This window comes from Marinococcus halophilus (assembly GCF_002265875.1).
Taxonomy (GTDB): Bacteria; Bacillota; Bacilli; order Bacillales; family Marinococcaceae; genus Marinococcus; species Marinococcus halophilus.
This window is the reverse complement of record NZ_NPFA01000002.1, coordinates 36,371-53,107: the sequence shown is the minus strand read 5'-3', so window position 1 is coordinate 53,107 and position 16,737 is coordinate 36,371. Positions and strand designations below refer to the sequence as shown.

General features: G+C 40.7%; 17 protein-coding genes. All 17 read right to left on the bottom strand.

The window, feature by feature from the left end:
• Window positions 1-108: 108 nt before the first annotated feature.
• Window positions 109-489, bottom strand: a complete 381-nt coding sequence (locus CHL76_RS02340) for a hypothetical protein (protein WP_094907775.1) — start codon at window positions 487-489, stop codon at window positions 109-111.
• A 93-nt stretch (window positions 490-582) separates the two neighbouring features.
• Window positions 583-1,623, bottom strand: coding sequence for a ribonucleotide-diphosphate reductase subunit beta (locus CHL76_RS02335; RefSeq protein ID WP_094907774.1), 1,041 nt, complete (start codon window positions 1,621-1,623; stop codon window positions 583-585).
• Complete coding sequence (locus CHL76_RS02330; protein ID WP_094907773.1) at window positions 1,614-2,060, bottom strand: flavodoxin domain-containing protein; 447 nt, start codon at window positions 2,058-2,060, stop codon at window positions 1,614-1,616. Before CHL76_RS02330 ends, CHL76_RS02335 begins: the two co-directional genes overlap by 10 nt.
• 12 nt (window positions 2,061-2,072) lie before the next feature.
• Window positions 2,073-4,319 carry a ribonucleoside-diphosphate reductase subunit alpha gene (locus tag CHL76_RS02325; RefSeq protein ID WP_094907772.1) on the bottom strand — a complete coding sequence of 749 codons (2,247 nt, stop codon included), beginning with the start codon at window positions 4,317-4,319 and terminating at the stop codon, window positions 2,073-2,075.
• Window positions 4,320-4,439: 120 nt separating this feature from the next.
• Window positions 4,440-5,558: an N-acetylmuramoyl-L-alanine amidase family protein gene (locus CHL76_RS02320; protein WP_094907771.1), complete on the bottom strand. Its 1,119-nt coding sequence runs from the start codon at window positions 5,556-5,558 to the stop codon at window positions 4,440-4,442.
• Window positions 5,555-6,049 (bottom strand): crossover junction endodeoxyribonuclease RuvC, encoded by a 495-nt coding sequence (locus CHL76_RS02315; RefSeq protein ID WP_094907770.1) that lies wholly within the window; start codon window positions 6,047-6,049, stop codon window positions 5,555-5,557. The genes CHL76_RS02320 and CHL76_RS02315 overlap by 4 nt, the downstream gene beginning before the upstream one ends.
• On the bottom strand, window positions 6,046-7,050 hold the full coding sequence (locus CHL76_RS02310; protein WP_186807327.1) for a PD-(D/E)XK nuclease family protein: 1,005 nt from the start codon (window positions 7,048-7,050) through the stop codon (window positions 6,046-6,048). The genes CHL76_RS02315 and CHL76_RS02310 overlap by 4 nt, the downstream gene beginning before the upstream one ends.
• Before the next feature lie 24 nt (window positions 7,051-7,074).
• A complete protein-coding gene (locus CHL76_RS02305) occupies window positions 7,075-9,372 on the bottom strand; it encodes a DNA polymerase (RefSeq protein WP_094907769.1) in 2,298 nt (765 codons plus the stop codon).
• A 99-nt stretch (window positions 9,373-9,471) separates the two neighbouring features.
• Window positions 9,472-10,275, bottom strand: coding sequence for a hypothetical protein (locus CHL76_RS02300; RefSeq protein WP_094907768.1), 804 nt, complete (start codon window positions 10,273-10,275; stop codon window positions 9,472-9,474).
• Between the two features lie 52 nt (window positions 10,276-10,327).
• Complete coding sequence (locus CHL76_RS02295) at window positions 10,328-11,017, bottom strand: hypothetical protein (protein WP_094907767.1); 690 nt, start codon at window positions 11,015-11,017, stop codon at window positions 10,328-10,330.
• 323 nt (window positions 11,018-11,340) lie between these two features.
• Window positions 11,341-12,288: a toprim domain-containing protein gene (locus tag CHL76_RS02290; RefSeq protein WP_094907766.1), complete on the bottom strand. Its 948-nt coding sequence runs from the start codon at window positions 12,286-12,288 to the stop codon at window positions 11,341-11,343.
• Window positions 12,289-12,317: 29 nt separating this feature from the next.
• Window positions 12,318-13,583, bottom strand: a complete 1,266-nt coding sequence (locus CHL76_RS02285) for a DnaB-like helicase C-terminal domain-containing protein (RefSeq protein ID WP_094907765.1) — start codon at window positions 13,581-13,583, stop codon at window positions 12,318-12,320.
• A gap of 22 nt (window positions 13,584-13,605) precedes the next feature.
• Window positions 13,606-14,280, bottom strand: a complete 675-nt coding sequence (locus CHL76_RS02280) for an ATP-binding protein (RefSeq protein ID WP_198951233.1) — start codon at window positions 14,278-14,280, stop codon at window positions 13,606-13,608.
• A gap of 254 nt (window positions 14,281-14,534) precedes the next feature.
• The gene (locus CHL76_RS02275; protein WP_158219034.1) at window positions 14,535-15,335 is read right to left on the bottom strand and encodes a helix-turn-helix domain-containing protein; all 801 of its coding nucleotides are present in this window, start codon (window positions 15,333-15,335) and stop codon (window positions 14,535-14,537) included.
• 431 nt (window positions 15,336-15,766) lie between these two features.
• Entirely contained in the window at window positions 15,767-15,952 is a 186-nt protein-coding gene (locus CHL76_RS02270) for a hypothetical protein (protein ID WP_094907762.1), read from the bottom strand.
• 150 nt (window positions 15,953-16,102) lie between these two features.
• Window positions 16,103-16,369 (bottom strand): holin, encoded by a 267-nt coding sequence (locus CHL76_RS02265; protein ID WP_094907761.1) that lies wholly within the window; start codon window positions 16,367-16,369, stop codon window positions 16,103-16,105.
• A complete protein-coding gene (locus CHL76_RS02260; protein WP_094907760.1) occupies window positions 16,366-16,734 on the bottom strand; it encodes a BhlA/UviB family holin-like peptide in 369 nt (122 codons plus the stop codon). Before CHL76_RS02260 ends, CHL76_RS02265 begins: the two co-directional genes overlap by 4 nt.
• Window positions 16,735-16,737 lie beyond the last annotated feature (3 nt).

Here is a 16,737-nt window from a genome sequence, read left to right as displayed (position 1 = left end):
CACCGTTCGAATTGCCTACTTCGATACCTTTACGAATATCCGTTGTTAATTCGCCACAATTATTGTCTATGCTACTGTTTGGACATTCCATTTCCTGAACCTCCTGCTTTATTCATGTTTTTCGGCTTCCAACTCGAACAAAAGACGTTTTGCCAAAACTTCACCTAACGTTTTCCCAACAAATACATTCCAACTGTATTCCGAATAATATTTTTCTCCGTCGAAGCTAAATTCAAGCGGATAACCTAAATCTTCTAAAAGAACCGTAGCCATTTCAACATTGTGGGAAACAGGCGGTACAAGTACAGGCTTTCCATTTTCAGCAAGCCAATTTGTTTTGGCTACCTCGTTCCCCTGTTCGTCTGTGATCTGCCTGAAGATTGTAGAGCGTTTAAATCCAAGTAATTTTTTCGCAACTTCTTCGTCTAACGCTTTCCCGCCTTCCATCTTGTCAATTTGTGTAGCGTATTCGCCTAATTCTCCGTTCATCGTAAAACCTCCCTTTTAGTAATCTTTAAAGAAGTGTCGTATGATGTTTTCTATTTGTGACTATGTAATAAAAAAAAGACGGGAAACCCCGCCTTATAAATCATCAAAACCGTTATCTTCCGAAACTTTTGCGTACTCTCTCGACTTCTGTTCAAAGAAATCGGTTTTCGTGTCATTCATAGCTTCGTCACTGTACGTTCTAATCCACGGCATAACGTTATCAGTGTAACCTTCATATAAGTCGTCCAGTCCAAGCTGACGAAGCCGCTTATTCGCAATATATTTTATATAACCGTCCATTTCTTCCAAGTCTATCCCTTCAAGCCCTGTTAATACTTCGTGTGACCAACGTATTTCAAGCTGAACGGCTTTATCAATCGTTTCATACACGTATTCTGTAAAAGAACCGTCAGCGTCAATGTCAGGACGTTCAGCAAGCAAGGCACGTAATAGCATAGCGACAAAATGTCCATGTTGCATTTCGTCTTTCTGAATATACGAAATCATTGTTGACGTTCCAACCATCTTCTGTTGACGTGCTAAATTGTAGAAGAAAGCGAACCCTGAATAAAAATTGATTCCTTCAAGTATGATCGAACCAACTAACGCTTTCGCTAACGTTTTCGGCGTTGGGTTTTCGTCAAATTCATCGTAAATATCCAGTATAAGCTGATTACGTTTCATAACTTCAGGGTCGTTTCTTGCCATGTCGAAAATGCGATTCTGTTCTTCCAGTGGAACGATTGAAGAAAGAACGTAAGAATACGATTGATTATGAACGGCTTCCTGACTGGATATTTCCGCTAATATGGCGTGAACGCTAGGGTCTGTTACGTAGCCCGACGCCCTTTGAATTAAATTCGTCTGTACGGAATCAAGAATTGACAATAAACCGATAATCCGTTTAAAGGCTTCCTGTTCGTCGTCACCAAGTTCGCCCCAACTTTTAATGTCTTTCGCCATAGAAATTTCGTCAGGAATCCAAAAGTTTGAACGAAGATTTTTATAAATGTCGTAGAACTGCGGATAAGGAATGTCGTTCCAGTTAACTATTCCGCTTGCTTCTCCGTTAACAATTCCTGTTGAATGATTAGGGTTTTGCGGTTCTAATAGTTTGATCTTTCTTAATGCCATGTTTCACCCTCCAAAATTTCATTTGTCCATTTCGTCACTTTGTCCATCTGCGAACCCCGACAAGACTGTTCGACTTTCAACGTTTCCTGACGTACTGGAACGTTATGGTTTTCCAAGTGATATTTCATTTCGTCCACGGCTCGACAATATTTCGGAAATTGCGTTTCTCCTGAACCGAAAACAGCCGCTTCATTTATATTTAACTGACGTTCTTTTAAGATCGAACGTAGTTCTGTACGCATAGCAGACGGAAGTTCACCGTTCCCCCACGTATAAGAACCGAATAAAACCATATCGTAATCATGGAAAGAAGAAGGCGTTCCACCTGTACGGAATAACGTACAAGTGAAACCCTTCGATTCAACAACGTTTTTAATTACTTCTGCTATCTCCTGCGTATTACCTGACATTGAAGCGTAAACGATAGCAACGTTCACCCTAACGCCCCCTTACGAAGAACAAACTTCACATTCGTCGATTGTTACGGAAGTCGAACGTACATAATACGTGGTCTTAATTTTCGATTCCCACGCTTGCATATGCAACGCAAGTAAATCTTTCGCTTTAATATCGTTTCTAACGTATAGATTGCACGATTGACTTTGATCTATATGCTTTTGACGAACGGCGTTCTGCTTCAGCGTCCAAGATTGGTCAATGTCGTGTGCCGCCTTGTAATACCAAAAGGTTTTCGGCGTCAGTTCAGGTGCGGTTACGGTTGTACGGAAATCTTTCTTTTCTTCGACATATACTAATTTATAAATAGGGTCAATCGAAGCTGAAGCGTTCCCGATAATGGACGTTGAACCGTTTGGTGCAACTGCCATTTGATAACCGTTCCTTACGCCATATTCAGCGACTTCTTGTTTCAACGTTTTCCATTTGTCGTCTTCATAGTCACGGCGGTCAAAGTATGCGCCTGTATGCCAGTCGCTTCCTTCAAAATAAGGATATGCGCCTTTTTCTTTCGCTAAATCTTTCGAAGCATTAATTGTTAGATACGAAATTTCTTCATACAATTTATCAGCGTATTCAACGGCTTTTTCACTTTCGTAATTAATACCGCTAACCGCTAACAGGGTATGCCACCCAAACGTTCCAAGCCCTACGGCTCTATATTTCATATTCGTCAATTCCGCTTGCTTAACTTCGATATTGTTCAGATCAATCACGTTATCTAACATACGAACCTGAATCGGAATTAATTCTTCAAGAACGTCGTCCGTTACGGCACGTGCTAAATTAATTGACGAAAGATTACAGGTTACAAAGTCGCCCGCTTCCTTACGAATAATAATTTCGTCGCCGTCCGTTGTTTCTTCTTTGACGGTTGTCGCTGAAAGATTTTGCATGATTTCAGTACACAAGTTTGAACAATAGATAATGCCTTTGTGCTTGTTTGGGTTATCACGGTTGACGGAATCCCTGTAAAACATATAAGGAACTCCTGTTTCCAACTGTGATTTCATAATTCGCTTCATAATGTCGATAGCTTCAACCTTGTCTTTATTAATGTCAGGGTCGTCAACTAATTCCCAATATTTATCACGGAATGAACCCTGTCCTTTTTCTTCGTCATAATAGTCTTCTAACGCCCAACCTTTTTTATCCCGTACTTCGTGAGGGTCGAACAAATACCATTCGCCACGGTCACGTACTTTTTCCATGAATAAATCAGGAAGGTTTACGCCTGTAAATAAATCGTGAGTACGAAGGCGTTCATCACCGTTATTTAGCTTCAGGTCTAAGAAGTCATGAACGTCTTTGTGCCAAACGTCAAGATAGATAGCAACTGAACCCTGACGGCTTCCAAGTTGGTCAACGGAAACAGCCGTATTATTTAACTGTCTAGCCCACGGCACAATTCCGCTTGATACGCCTTTAAACCCACGAATGTCGGAATTAAGTGAACGTATTTTTCCAAGATAAACGCCAATACCGCCGCCTGATTTCGATAGCGTGGCAATATCCGTGTTACTGTCGTAAATACCACGAAGGGAATCGTCCACTGTGTCCACGAAGCACGAAGAAAGCTGTCCGTGGGTTTTCCCTGCGTTCGCTAACGTTGGTGTAGCCACGGTCATATATAAATTTGATAACGACCAATAGGCTTGTTTAACTAATTCCATACGGTGTGACGTTTCTTCTTCAGACATTAAGAAAAGCGCAATCGTAAGAAAACGTTCCTGTGGAAGTTCAATCGGTTTTTTGTTTTCGTTTTTCGCAAGGTAACGGGTCGATAACGTCATAAGTCCAACGTAAGTGAATAGTTCGTCACGTTGCGGTTCGATCATCTTTCCCGCTTCACGTAGTTCTTTATGCGAATAGGACTTTAACACTTTATCGTTATAATAGCCTGTGTCTGTTAACTCTTTCGTTAGGTCGAAGAAGTTCCCGTATGCTTTCGCCTTTCTTCGTGTTTCCACGTCTTTCCGTAATTGCTTCGAGTAGAAATGTGCGGCGACAAACGTCCAGTCAGGTTGTTCCTTCGTGATTTCGTCCACGGCGTTCGAAATTAATAATTCCGTGATATTCTCCGCCTTAATTTCGCCCCTTGCTTGGACTGAACGAAAGATTCTTTCTTTATACCGTTCTGTTGGAAGATCAGGGAAATTATCTAATACGTCATTCAAATATTTACCTAAACGTTCAGGATTAAATTCGCTCTGTTCGTGTCCATCAATTACTATTGTCAAATTAAAACCTCCCCTTCTTTATCTTTCTAATAAAGTTGTTGTTTAAATACGCCTGTCTGTGACTTATTGGAATAAAAAAAAAGAAGGGAATCCCCCTCCTTTTCTTTAGTGACTATTTAATTAGACAACCTGAACGAAGTTTTCATTGGCGGTTACAAAGTAAGCGTCACCGTTAGAATTTTTCGCCTTAAATTGTTTTCCGTTGCCTACTGTTACCTTTTCGACGATTTCAGGGAATCCTTGTCCTTCCGTCAGTGAACCAACGTGATCTTCGTCTTTCCAAGAAGGTTCGTTATAGAATCGAACTCTGCCGTCGTAATGCGATTCTACCCGTCTACCCACGTAAGAAGGCGTTTCGTCCTTTTCAACAAGCGTTACAAATTTCTCTGCCGCTGTAATATAGAACGTGTCTCCGTTGGAATTTTCAACTTCGTACTGATAGCCGCCTTCAACTTTCAACTTACGTTTAACCGTTGGAAAACCACGATCTTCGTCAACTACTCCAATTTGTTCAGCGTCAGCCCAACTTGGACTTGCGTAAAAACGAAGATCGTCAACTTTCGATTCAAGTCTGTAATCACCAACGTTTTCCTTAACAGTTTCAACGTCTTTTTCTTCACAACTGCTTTCGTCTGTACTTGCGCTTTCTACTTTCGTCTTCTCCTGAAGACCGTATTTTTTCGCAATACCGTTAACAATAGCTTTCGCACAAGTACGGCGATAATCGTCGGAAAGTAAAAGTTCAGCTTCTTCCCTATTGTCCATAAATCCACATTCAACAAGAATTGCGCTCATGTGCGATTCACGAAGAACGTGGAAGTTTGCGGCTTTTACGCCACGGTCATAAAGTCCAGTCTTTTCAATCATTTCCCCGTGAACGTTTTCCGCAAGATCAACTGAACCTGTCGGCTCTGATTCGTACACATACGTTTCAATACCTCTTGGGGCAGGGTCAGCCCATTCGTTCCCCAATGCGTTCGCATGAATGGAAACGTAAGCGTCTGCGCCCCAATCGTTAACCTTGTCCGTTCTGTCTCCAAGCGGTACGTCACGAACTTCTTCGCCTAGCTGAAGAACCTCAACGTCTTCATATTCATTTTCAAGCATTTCCCTAACGTATTCCGCTGTTGGAAAGTTAAAGTCATGTTCATTCATATAACTACCGTCTTCGAATTTAGGTGTACGTTTTCCGTAAGTGTTTGCCCCGTGTCCTGCGCCTACTGCGATTCTTTTGGTCATATTGAACCCTCCTGTAAATCTTTTTTATAAACCAATGTCAGCGCAACGCCCATAGCGTCACTTTCGTCGTTACTTTGAAAAACAAAGTCTTCAGGAAGATTTAATTCGACCTCAATGGCTTGTTCCACTTCAGACTTCGAAGCACTTCCACTTCCTGTGACTACTTTCTTAATTGTAGAAGCGGCGTATTCTACAAGACCCATTTTTGAAAAATATTCTTCCGCTACACCGTAAGCCTTAAACAAAGCCTGCGTCGCTTTTTTATGCCGTGTAAATCCTGATTCTCTTGCGACATATTTAATCTTGTATTCCTTTAAAATATTTTCGAAACTTTCACGTTGTTTGGTCAGCCTTTCCCCGTGTGGCTTTTTATCGTTTGCCTTAACAATCCCTGAATCGACAAGGCGAACGTCTTGACCTTTTACGCCAATAACCGCCCAACCTGTCGAGTTCATGGAAACGTCAAGTCCTAGTACAAAGATTTCATTCATTTTTTCGCTTTCTTCCGCCGTTCTTCCGCCTTTCGTTTCTTTTCTTCTTCCTTGCGTAATTTCTCCGCTTCCACGGCGTCAGAATCATAAGCGTCAGTACCGCCGTCTGATTCACACACGCTTTTGAACGGACAAAATAAACATTTGTCGGGGAAACGTCCATCAGGAATTACTTCTTTGTGCTTCGACTTTGCAACGAACGCACATTTCGCAAGGAAATCGTTCTTTTCTTTTTGCGTAGGCTTGTAATAGAAAAACCGCATATCGTTTTTAGCGTCTTCCTGCTTCAGCCATGAATCTTTTGCTAACGATTCGTAAACAAAAACAAATTCATCAACGTCGAATAGTAACGAATAAGCAACGGCTTGTTCTTTGTGACTTTGTTGAATATCTTTCATCTTGAAGTCACCAATTGCGCCAATGGTCGTTGACTTCGTTTTAAACTCGAAGCCTACTTTTGAACCGTCAGGCGTATATTCAAGTATTCCGTCCATCATTCCGAAAACCTGAAAATCAACGCCTTTATATTCAAACGGCTTAACGTCCTTTATATTGCTTTCCCAAGCGGGCGTTCCGTTTTCCATACGGTGAACCGTAAATTTCGGATTTTTTAAATGCTGTTCCGCATAAAGCAAGTCTTTCTGAACAGCCGCATGGATAGCCGTTCCATTACGAACCCAACGCCGCTGATACGGAAGCATTGGCTGTTCGTCCTTTTCTTCCTTACGTAACTTATAGTAAAGTTCACGTTCGCATTTCGAAGCTGACGAAGGTGAAAACGTCGGAAGCCGTTGAAAGTTTGGTTTTTTCGGATTCTTCAGATCGTCAAGTTCTTCTTCTAATACCTGCGTTTCAATGTCCTTATCAAATATTTCATCTAAGGAATGAAAACGTTCGAAATGGTTCGCCATAGCTTTCGTTAATTCGTCAGCCCTGTCTTTCTTGGTTACTTCATTTCGAAGTTCTTCCCCGTCCGAAACAAATAGTTTCGATTTATCCATAATGACCCCCTTTCGATCTACAATTTAAGCCGTAGACGAAAACCATTCGTCTTTGCTTATCTCAACGCCCCATTCGTGCATAAAGGCAACGTCTACTTTTAAAGGAACGTCCAATTCTGCCGCCCCCGTCATGGCATGTTCCATTTCTTCCGTTTCTTCTTTCGTTATGGAAGCTGAAACTTCCGTAAGTGCTTCGTCGTGTACCGTTCCAAGTAACAGCCAGTCTTCACGTTCTTTTACTAAATCATTCAGGCGTATCATGGCGATTTTCATAATATCCGCCGCTGAACCCTGAATAATGGCGTTAACTGCCTGACGCTGTACACGGGAAACTTTCTTATTAGCGTCGTGAATCTTACGCTTAAATTTATACGGCAACGCCTTACCAACTTCCCAAATATTGTCAGGAACTTCTTTCCCGTTCATTCGTTCTTTCGCTTCCTTGCGTAAAGCCTTCAGTTCCTTCACGTCTTTCGAATGTTCAGGGAAACGGCGTTTACGTCCGTACATTGTTTCAACGTATTCGTTCGCCGCTACTTCTTCGTGAATAGATTCAATCCACTTTCTAACCGTTGGGTACGCTTTATAGAAGTCTTCAATAAACGTTTCTGCTTCTTCAACGGAAATTTCGAGTTGCGTCGCAAGCGTGTACATTGTCGTTCCATACATAACAGCCAGTAAGCCTGTTTTCATCATCTTCCGTGGCTCACGACCTTTGTCGTCCTTAACACCGTCACCACATTCTTCGTATGAAAGCCCGAATGTGTATGAAGCCAATGTTGAATAAAGATCGTAACCTTCCCTGTATGGACGCTGAAGTTCCAAGTCTCCCGTAATGTGTGCCAAAACACGGGGTTCGATCTGCGAAAAGTCAGCCCCGACGATGATTCTTCCATCAGGCGCACGAAAAATGATTCTTGCTTTCGGCGGCAACTGCTGAAGGTTCGGTTCACTGGAAGAAAAACGCCCTGTGTCTGTACCGTTCTGTTTAAATTGTCCGTAAACTCTGCCTGTTGACTTAACAAGTACGGGCAACTTATCAATGAACGAAGATAACAATTTTGAAATCTTCCTGTATTCAAGTAATAAATCCGCTACTTCATAAGATTCCGCTAACTTCTTCAGAACCTTTTTATCTGTCGAACGTTTCTTTGAAAAGTCAGGAATACCTAAATCGTCATACAACGCTTTTTGTAGCTGTTGCGGCGAATTAAAGTTAATGTCACCTAATACGTTAACCAATCTGTTCTTTATACTGATTTCGTCAGCTTTCAGTTCCTTCTGTGTTTCCGTTACCTTTTCGTGATTTAATAGAAATCCGTTTTCTTCCATATCAATACACGCTTCAAGTAACGGATTCTCAATGTCGTAATAAAGCTGACGTACATTCTGAAGATGTTCACGTTTTAACTGCTTTTCGATAAAGAAGTATAGCTTAACGGTTAATTCCGTATCTTTAGCGGCATACACTAACGCAACATCAAGCGGAATTGTGTCGAACGTTGCTTTTCCGAATAAATCTTTGAACGTATCGTTTTCGGATTTTACGCCTAAATGTTTAGCGTATTTGTTCGCTAAGTCTTTTAATTTAAACGAAGGTTCATTTTCGTTCAGAACCCACATTGCAAGCATAGTATCCATTAATATTCCGACTAATCGAACGCCTTCCATTGAAAAACCGTGAGCGTCGAACTTTGCGTTATGAAGAACTTTTAAATACTGCCTATCCTGTAAAAAACGTTTGATCTTTTGCATAACGAAAGCCGTGGACAACTGTTCTTTTAATATATTTCCATCGTCGTCAACGTGCCTTGTCGGAATATAAACGTGAACGTCGTTTTTCGGAAATGAAATCGAAAGACCGACAAGTTGGTTATCGCCATGAACAATGTCCAAGCCGTCCGTTTCAATGTCTAGCCCTGAAATTTTTTCTTCTTCCCAAACGTCACAAACCCACTGAAGGCTTTCTTCTGTGACAATTAGATAATAGTTATCAGGCGTTTCTTCGACCAATTTCTTTAAATGTTCTTCACGATGTTTTTCCATTAAACGGGAATACATTCGAAGGGCTTCCGTCTTGGAAAGTTTGGCGTTAGGCTCAACTTCTCCGTTCTTCCAAGCACGATAAACCTTCCGTAACTTCTCAATGTCGTTTGTACTGTTTTTACGTGAAAAGATTTCTTCCCATAGTTCGTCAGGTGATTTATTCGAAGCCTTCTTTTTCTGCGTTGCTTCCTTTGCCTTCTTTTTAGCGGTTTCTTCTTTCTCCGCTGTGTTCGTTTCAAATTCACTAAAGTCTAATTCTGTTTGTTCTTCGGACATATAAAACCCCCGCTTTCTTATCTTTCAAATAAGACTGTTGGAAGGTTCTATTTGTTTGTGACACATAACGAAAAAAAGACGGCATATAGCCGCCTTCTTTTAGAAGTTGTTAGTTGGGTCTTCGTTTTCATCTTCCGTTGTGTCGATTGCCTCTCCTTCGTCTTCCCCTTCTTCCTGTTCACCTTCAGGTTCTTCGTCACTGGAATCTTCTTCCGTAACTTCGTAATTTAAGAAACTCTTAACAGGGAAGCCTGCTTTCTGAAGTTCTTTCGCTTGTTCTTCCGTAGTACGTGGCTGAAGGGCTTGTTCGAAAATCTTGTCTGAAACTTCTTCTTCGTCGAACTTATCAAACGTAGGCTGAACTTCTTTCATCTTTTTCGGCATAATCGGATTAAGTGAATAAGACGTATCTGTTTTTTCGCCTGTACGCTTGAACGTAAACGCTACTTCGTCAAGATCGTCAGCGTATTCGTCAATGGTCGAAATAATTGCGTCAGCTTGCGATTTTGTAGCGTCAAATACTCGAAGCATACCTTCAGGGTTTCCGTCTTCGTCTTCTGCGCCTTCTTCAAGATCGACAAAGGCGAACATAACCCGTTTCTTTGCGTACATAGCACCCCAAACAGAATTTCCGTCTTTATCCGTTTCTTTGTCGTACTTCTGTGCTTCACATAGAAGGCAACGTTCACCTGTCGAAGCAATACACGGTTGCGTGTAAATTCCTTTGCTGTAATGCGAATGTGCTTTATAGGCAACGTAATCATTAGGTGAAAGGATTCGTACTTTTCGGCTCTGTCCTGCCTTCAATTTGATAAACGCTTTTTTAAAGTCAAGACCTCCGCCGCCACCGTTTCCTTCAATCGCTTTTTTCGCTTCGTCGCCACGTCCTAAAATTACAGACATAAATCAACCCCCATCATTTTATATTGAAACTTGCCGCAATAATGCGGGGCTATTACGCCCCACGTTTTTCCATAAACTTCGAAAATGAATTTTTCGCCCGTTGTACGGTTTTACGAAGATTAGCATTGTACTCATTAAATCCAAGTATTTCCGCTAAATCGTCACCTTCGTAACCCTTATACAAATAAGCGATAATTTCAGCGTAACGCTGATTACAACGGTAAAACTCTCTGACGATGTTAAACGCTTCTTCTTCTTCGTCTTCAACAACTTGTTCTTCTGCGCTCGGTACTTCTTCGAGGGCAAAAACTTCAAGCGTTAAATCATTGTTGTCGCTGTCTGCGCCAATGTGTGCTTCCAGTGAATCCAAACGGGCGGAAATATACGATTTACCGTCTTTATCGTTTTCCGTTCCTTTTGTTTCGTACTTTCTCCATACACTAGCTTCAGCGATACGTAGACGATAGCCATAAAGTGAACTGAATTTTCCCTTTTCAGGGTCATAGCTTTTCAACGCTGACCAAAGGGCTTCATAAAAAGCAGAAATGAAATCTTCATACGGCAACTTAACGCCCTTAAACTGACCACGGTATTCAGCATTTCTTGCTGATTTTTCAATATATGGCTTCATAAACGTAAGCACCTGACCAAGTATTTCTTCCTGTTTAAATTCATCTTTTTCGTCAAAAAAGTTATCCGCCATAATCTGAACTTCTTCCCAATAGTTTACGTTACGTTTCATTAAAATCATTCCTTCCGAAAATTTGTTTATTGCGGCTTTTATTTGTTTCAAAAAAGAGTGTTGGAACGTAAACATGTTTTGTGACACACATTTATAAATTCATAAATGTTTACTTGTTTACACAAAGGGCATGACGAACTAAGCCCCCGACAAATTAGGTCGGACGCTACGTCTTTATGAAATTTTTAAAATCGCAATATTTGTGTATTATATGACGAATACATAAACATGTAAACAAATTTACGGATAAATGAAACGAAGTGACCACTTTTCCCGTAAAATATAGTTTGGACGTGCTTCAAATAGAAAAACGTCCTTGATTATTACCAATCAAAGACGTTAATTCCATGTGTTTCCATATTATTAATTTCGTTTCGTGCTTCGTTAATGTCGGTTATTCCGTCGGGAACGCCCGTCCAATCAACTTCTTCGAGTTCAATAAGCCCTGCAAGCTGATCTACTATCGAATGTCTTGCTTTCCTGCCTTGCTTATCATTATCCGTAGCAATTACCAATTTCTTTATATCAGCCTTTAAAAGTAAATTCCGCTTCGCCGTAGTCATGAAAGACGTTCCGATTGCTACCGCCGCTATACCGTTCGACCATAACGTTAAAGCGTCAATTTCACTTTCAACTATCCAAACGGTGTCTTTTTTCCTACGTACAACCCAATGTATTCCATATAAATGGTTACGGATAGGTTGACCGCCCTTCACGTACCAAAACTGTTTATTATGAACGTGTCTGTGCTTCCATGAAACGATATTTCCATTCAAATCGTGCCATACAAGAACGATTGATTTCGTATTAGGGTCATAGCCCACGTCAAACGCCCGCTGTACGTTAAACGGAATCCCTCTCCGTTCTAAGTACGGGTGCTTGTAAAGATACGGCTTCAGATCGTCTTTATCGAATACATGGTTATTTTCTTCTTCCGTATGCCAGTCGTCGAAATCCAGTTTGAAATTTTCCACTTCGCCGTAATCAGGCGAATACATAGCAAGAAGATATTCTTCCGTTTCTTCATACGTTTCATTACGGATAAAGGAAAGCAACTTGACGAAGTTTCCTTTCTGCCATTCGCTATCATCGTTCCCACTATCTATGAACGTTCCATTTTCCAAGTTAACCGCAAAGGACGGGTGCTTTTCGTCACGAAACGGGGAACAGGCGATTAAGCGATTTTCTTTCCAGTTAGGACGTTCCCATTCGTAATCTTCAATTTCGGCTGATACGTTAACAGGAAGTTCCTTGTCTTTTATAATGACCACGTTATTCCCTCCTAAAAATCAAGACCGCATTAGAAACGTGCGGTCAAGTCGGGTTCTCCGATAATTCCCCTATTGAAATCACAATGTAAGTCCACGACTTCCCCAACGGCAGGTTCACGACATTTAGCAACTAGCAATTTTCCAATTCCGTCATGCTGATCGAATGTAAGAACGGTTGCGGCGTCCTGAACGACTGCTATTGTTTCGGAATACTGATCGACGGAAGGCGGTCTTACAACCCGTTCCCCTTCGTCGTCGTCTTCTTTGTTTTCCTTTTCCGCTGAAGTAGGTGTTTGGTGAACGACAAGACCAACGACCCCGTATTTACCGAAAAGTTGTCGAAGTTGTCTCGAAGTGTTACTCATGGCGTCACGGTTGGACTTCCCTCCGCCGCTGTGTGCCATTAAATTAAAGCCGTCGATGATTACCATTGATACGTTTGGATTCATTTCAAGGTCAGCTTCTATTGCGTCAATAGTTAAGCCTTTCGGTAGGTCTTCCATTGTCTTAACGATATAAGGCGTTTGTTCTTCTTCTGAAAGATCAAACTGTTCCAAGTAGTCGTAATAATCTTGTTCGTTTTCCAGTTGTCCACGGCGTAAGTCGGAATTGTTAAATTTGCCGTCTATCGTATCAATACGGCTTTCCTGCTGTGCTTTCGACAATTCAGGTGAATAATGCAGAACGCCAAAACCTGAACGCCATGATTGACGACCTAAGTCCGTAGCAATCCAACTTTTCCCTCTATTCGTATAAGCCATAAGAAGAATATAGTCGCCTAATTCCATTCCTGCCATTTTGTCGTTCAGGGCGTTGTAAGGAAACGGAATGTAACGTTGAGTGCGTGTTTCTTTCGCTTCTTCGTATCTTTGTTTTCTTTCCTTTCCGTTAACAGCGAAATTCGTTCCTGCTGAAAAGTCCGTTGATGTTTCCCGTTCGATCTGCTTCGTTCGCTCACCAAGCCACGTAATAAATTCGTCGCCTTCTAAACTCTTATACTTTTGTTTCGCTTCCATCTGAAGCATTTCGAATGATTGACGTTTAGCTGACTGTTTTTTAATCCGTGAAGCCAGTCCTTTAAACGGTTCATGAACGGCTTCTTGATAGTCGAAATTCTGAAATTCCGAAACGACTGTTTCAACGTCAGGACAAGCCCCGTACTTCTTACGGTAATCAACTATATAGTCGAATACTTCACCATGACGTTGAAAATCCTCTTTATTAACGTTGTACTTCAATACGGAATGAACATCGTTGTTATCCAGTATTTTCGATATAATTTGTTCTTCAACCATTGAAGAAAACCCCCTTCTTAAATCACAACGACTTTTTACGGTGATCTTTGCCTTTAAACGGTAGTGCTTGCGTCATTCCTTCGATACGGGAAGCAACCTGTTCGCCTAGCATTGTGTGAATCGTGTCTCTTGGAACGTTAGAAGTGAATATTGTCGCCCGTTCGTTTGTATCTCGTTCATCTATAATTTCGTAAACTTCGTTAATAAACGCTTCCGTCATTCCACGAAGACCAATGTCGTCCAGTACAAGAAGATCAACGTTCATCATTTTCTGTTTCAAGCTGTCGTATTTATCGCCATTCAGTTCTTTATTTTCCGCTGAACCTCGATATTGCGAATTATAGACATTCTGAAACTTTGCCATTTTCATAAAGAAGGCGGGTTCTTTATCAATCGAACGTTCCTGTTTTGCTTCTGAAATCGCCCGCTGACGTAAATACTCTATCGTGATAGCAACCGCCGCCGTCGTTTTTCCTGTTCCTGTTCCTTTCGGATTCTCTTTCGAAGGAACGCCAAACAAGTAAAGCCCAAAACCATCGTCAATTCGTTGTTCGATTTTTGCGGCGTATTTCTGAATGTACTGATACGCTTTCGGATTATCTTCTTCGAACGGCAACGTCTGAAGCGTCGTATTTTTATATTTAGCGGGAATGTTCGCAACTGCTAACAATCCGCCGTTTTCATTAACTCCATGCATACGGGTGAACGGGAAACAACCGTGATTACAAAACGTAGGATTTCCCGCTTTCGAACAATAAGGTGCTAACAAACATTTATCTTCAAGCGTCATTTCGTGAATCCCCCTTTCGTTTAAACTGTGTTTTTAAAGTTTCGCTTACGTTTAATTTCTTTTGCTTTACACATGAATAATCACCTTCCGTTGGGTAAAATGGCTATACAATTTAGCCTGTGTTTCAGGAAGCCGTTTTTGTGACACGTAACAATAAATTTTTAATCTAAACTTTCAAGTAAAGCGTCATAATGTGATTCATCGTAATTATATTTTTCGGATTCCGCTTCAACGTTTTCTTCCTGCTTCTGTAATGAATCCGCTACGCCTAACGCTTTATTTCCAAGCCATGAACAAAGTTGTCCAATCGTAGGACGTGGAAACTTGTCGTTCGCCCAACGTTGGTCATATTCAGAAAACACTGTGTCCAAGATCGTTTTTATTTCTTCGTCCGTGTACGTCTTTAACAATTTATTTTTAATCATGGCGGCGTCACGACCCCAATTCGGTTGATACGTTTCTTCGTACTTGTCGAAGTATTTGTTACGGAAGTAATTAACAACGTCTTTCGCATTGTCGAAGACAATACTTTCTTGTTCTTGGCTCTTGTTACTTGGTTCTTGTTCAGTAGTTCTTTCTAGTTCTTGTAACCTCTCCGTTACAACCCCACTTCCTTGTTCCGTTACAACCCCTTCTGTTTGCGTTACACCCGTTTTCCCAAAATGAAGACCTAGTTTCTGCGAAAGAACGTATTTGTTACGTCGTCCTTTAGCCGTTTTCTCCTGAAGAATTTGAAGAACAGGTTCGCCTTCAACGTCTGTTGACCGTAAGTCTTTAATGACGCCGTTCACGGTTTTTCGTGTAAATCCAATAAGTTCGCCAATTGTGTCCTGACTAGGGAACGCTTCACCTTTGTCGTTCGCATAAGAAGCGATTATTGAAAGAACAGCGAAATGTTTAACGCCACCTACCTCTTTAATTAATCCGTTTTTGATTGATTCAATGTCCACTTTGTAAAACACGAAAATTCCTCCCTGAATTTGCCGATCATGCGTCACATAAGCATTGAAATGACGACACTCTTATTTGTAATAGCGAAAAACGCATTGATCGTATTTTTTGGCTTACAAAGTAACGTGTTTTTCACAACCCCCTGAATGTGACATGTTCGATAAAATTCTTTTAAAAAAGTTTGAAATGCGAACAAGTGTTTGTTAGTATTCTCGTATAGACAAAAAAAAGACGCCTTCCCGTTAAGGAAGACGCCTTTAAAATCGAATATAAGTATATAAGTTTTATAATTAGTTTTTGCTTTTACATAATCATTATTGTTTTTGTTATTGTTAACATTCTCATTTATGACACTCTCAATCTTATCAATATAGACTTATCTTTGAATTATTTAATGATCTAATATAGATGGTACTTATATAATTTTTGAATAAAATAATTATCAATCTTTCCATATACTCATTAATTGTAAATAGGCTTGATGTTCTTCTTCACTTAATTCTGTTTCTTCTCTAACCAACATTTCAGATAACATTTGTGCGCTGTCTATATTCTTTACTGTTGCTATTGCTTTAAATCTCTTAACTACGTCAGCTTCCACTCTAACGGAAAACGGTTTTTTAGCCATGTAATTATATCTCCTTTTAACAGATTGTTAATTCAAACTCGAATATACCAAAACGTAAATTTATTTACAAGTAAACTTGTTTTAATTACTTAAATTCAAATATGTAAAAATATGACCCGTCAGGCAAAAGCCCAACGGGAATTTTAATCCTTATTTTCCTGATACGGATTTAACTTTTTTACTATTTCCAAAGGTGTTTTTAACCTTCGAAATATCAAACAACCCGCTTGCGCCTAATCCCATAGCGACGCCGTAGAAGACCTGATTAGCAACGTCACCGTCTACGAAAAACAAGCCCCCTGTAACGCCTAGTACGATAGAAACGACTGGCATGAATTTCTTTGGTACGCCCGCTTTCTTAATGCCCTCACCCAATGCCGTAATAACTGCGATAATAATTCCCATTTCGATCATCATTTTTCATACCTCCTTTCGGTTTCTTTTTCTTCTTTTTCTTGTCTCCATTCACGTTTTCGCCGTTTCACTTCCGTCTTTAAGTGCAATTCGTCTTTAATATCGTCAACGTCTTCAGCTAATCGTTCTACCCCCGTAGCCAAACGTTCGAATTGGTTGGAAATGTTTGTTATAAATTCCGTCAGCTTCGTTTCACGTTCCAAACTCTCCTTTCGAAGTTCTTGGTATTCTTCCCGTAACTTGTTTTCACGCTCTTTCGCTATTTCCTGCTGACGCCTGTTTTCCTTTAGTGTGTAATAAAATAAAGCGACGTATAACAAAGCCCAAAGACCTTGTTTCGCCGCTTCAGCGAAAACAATTTCACTCATTCA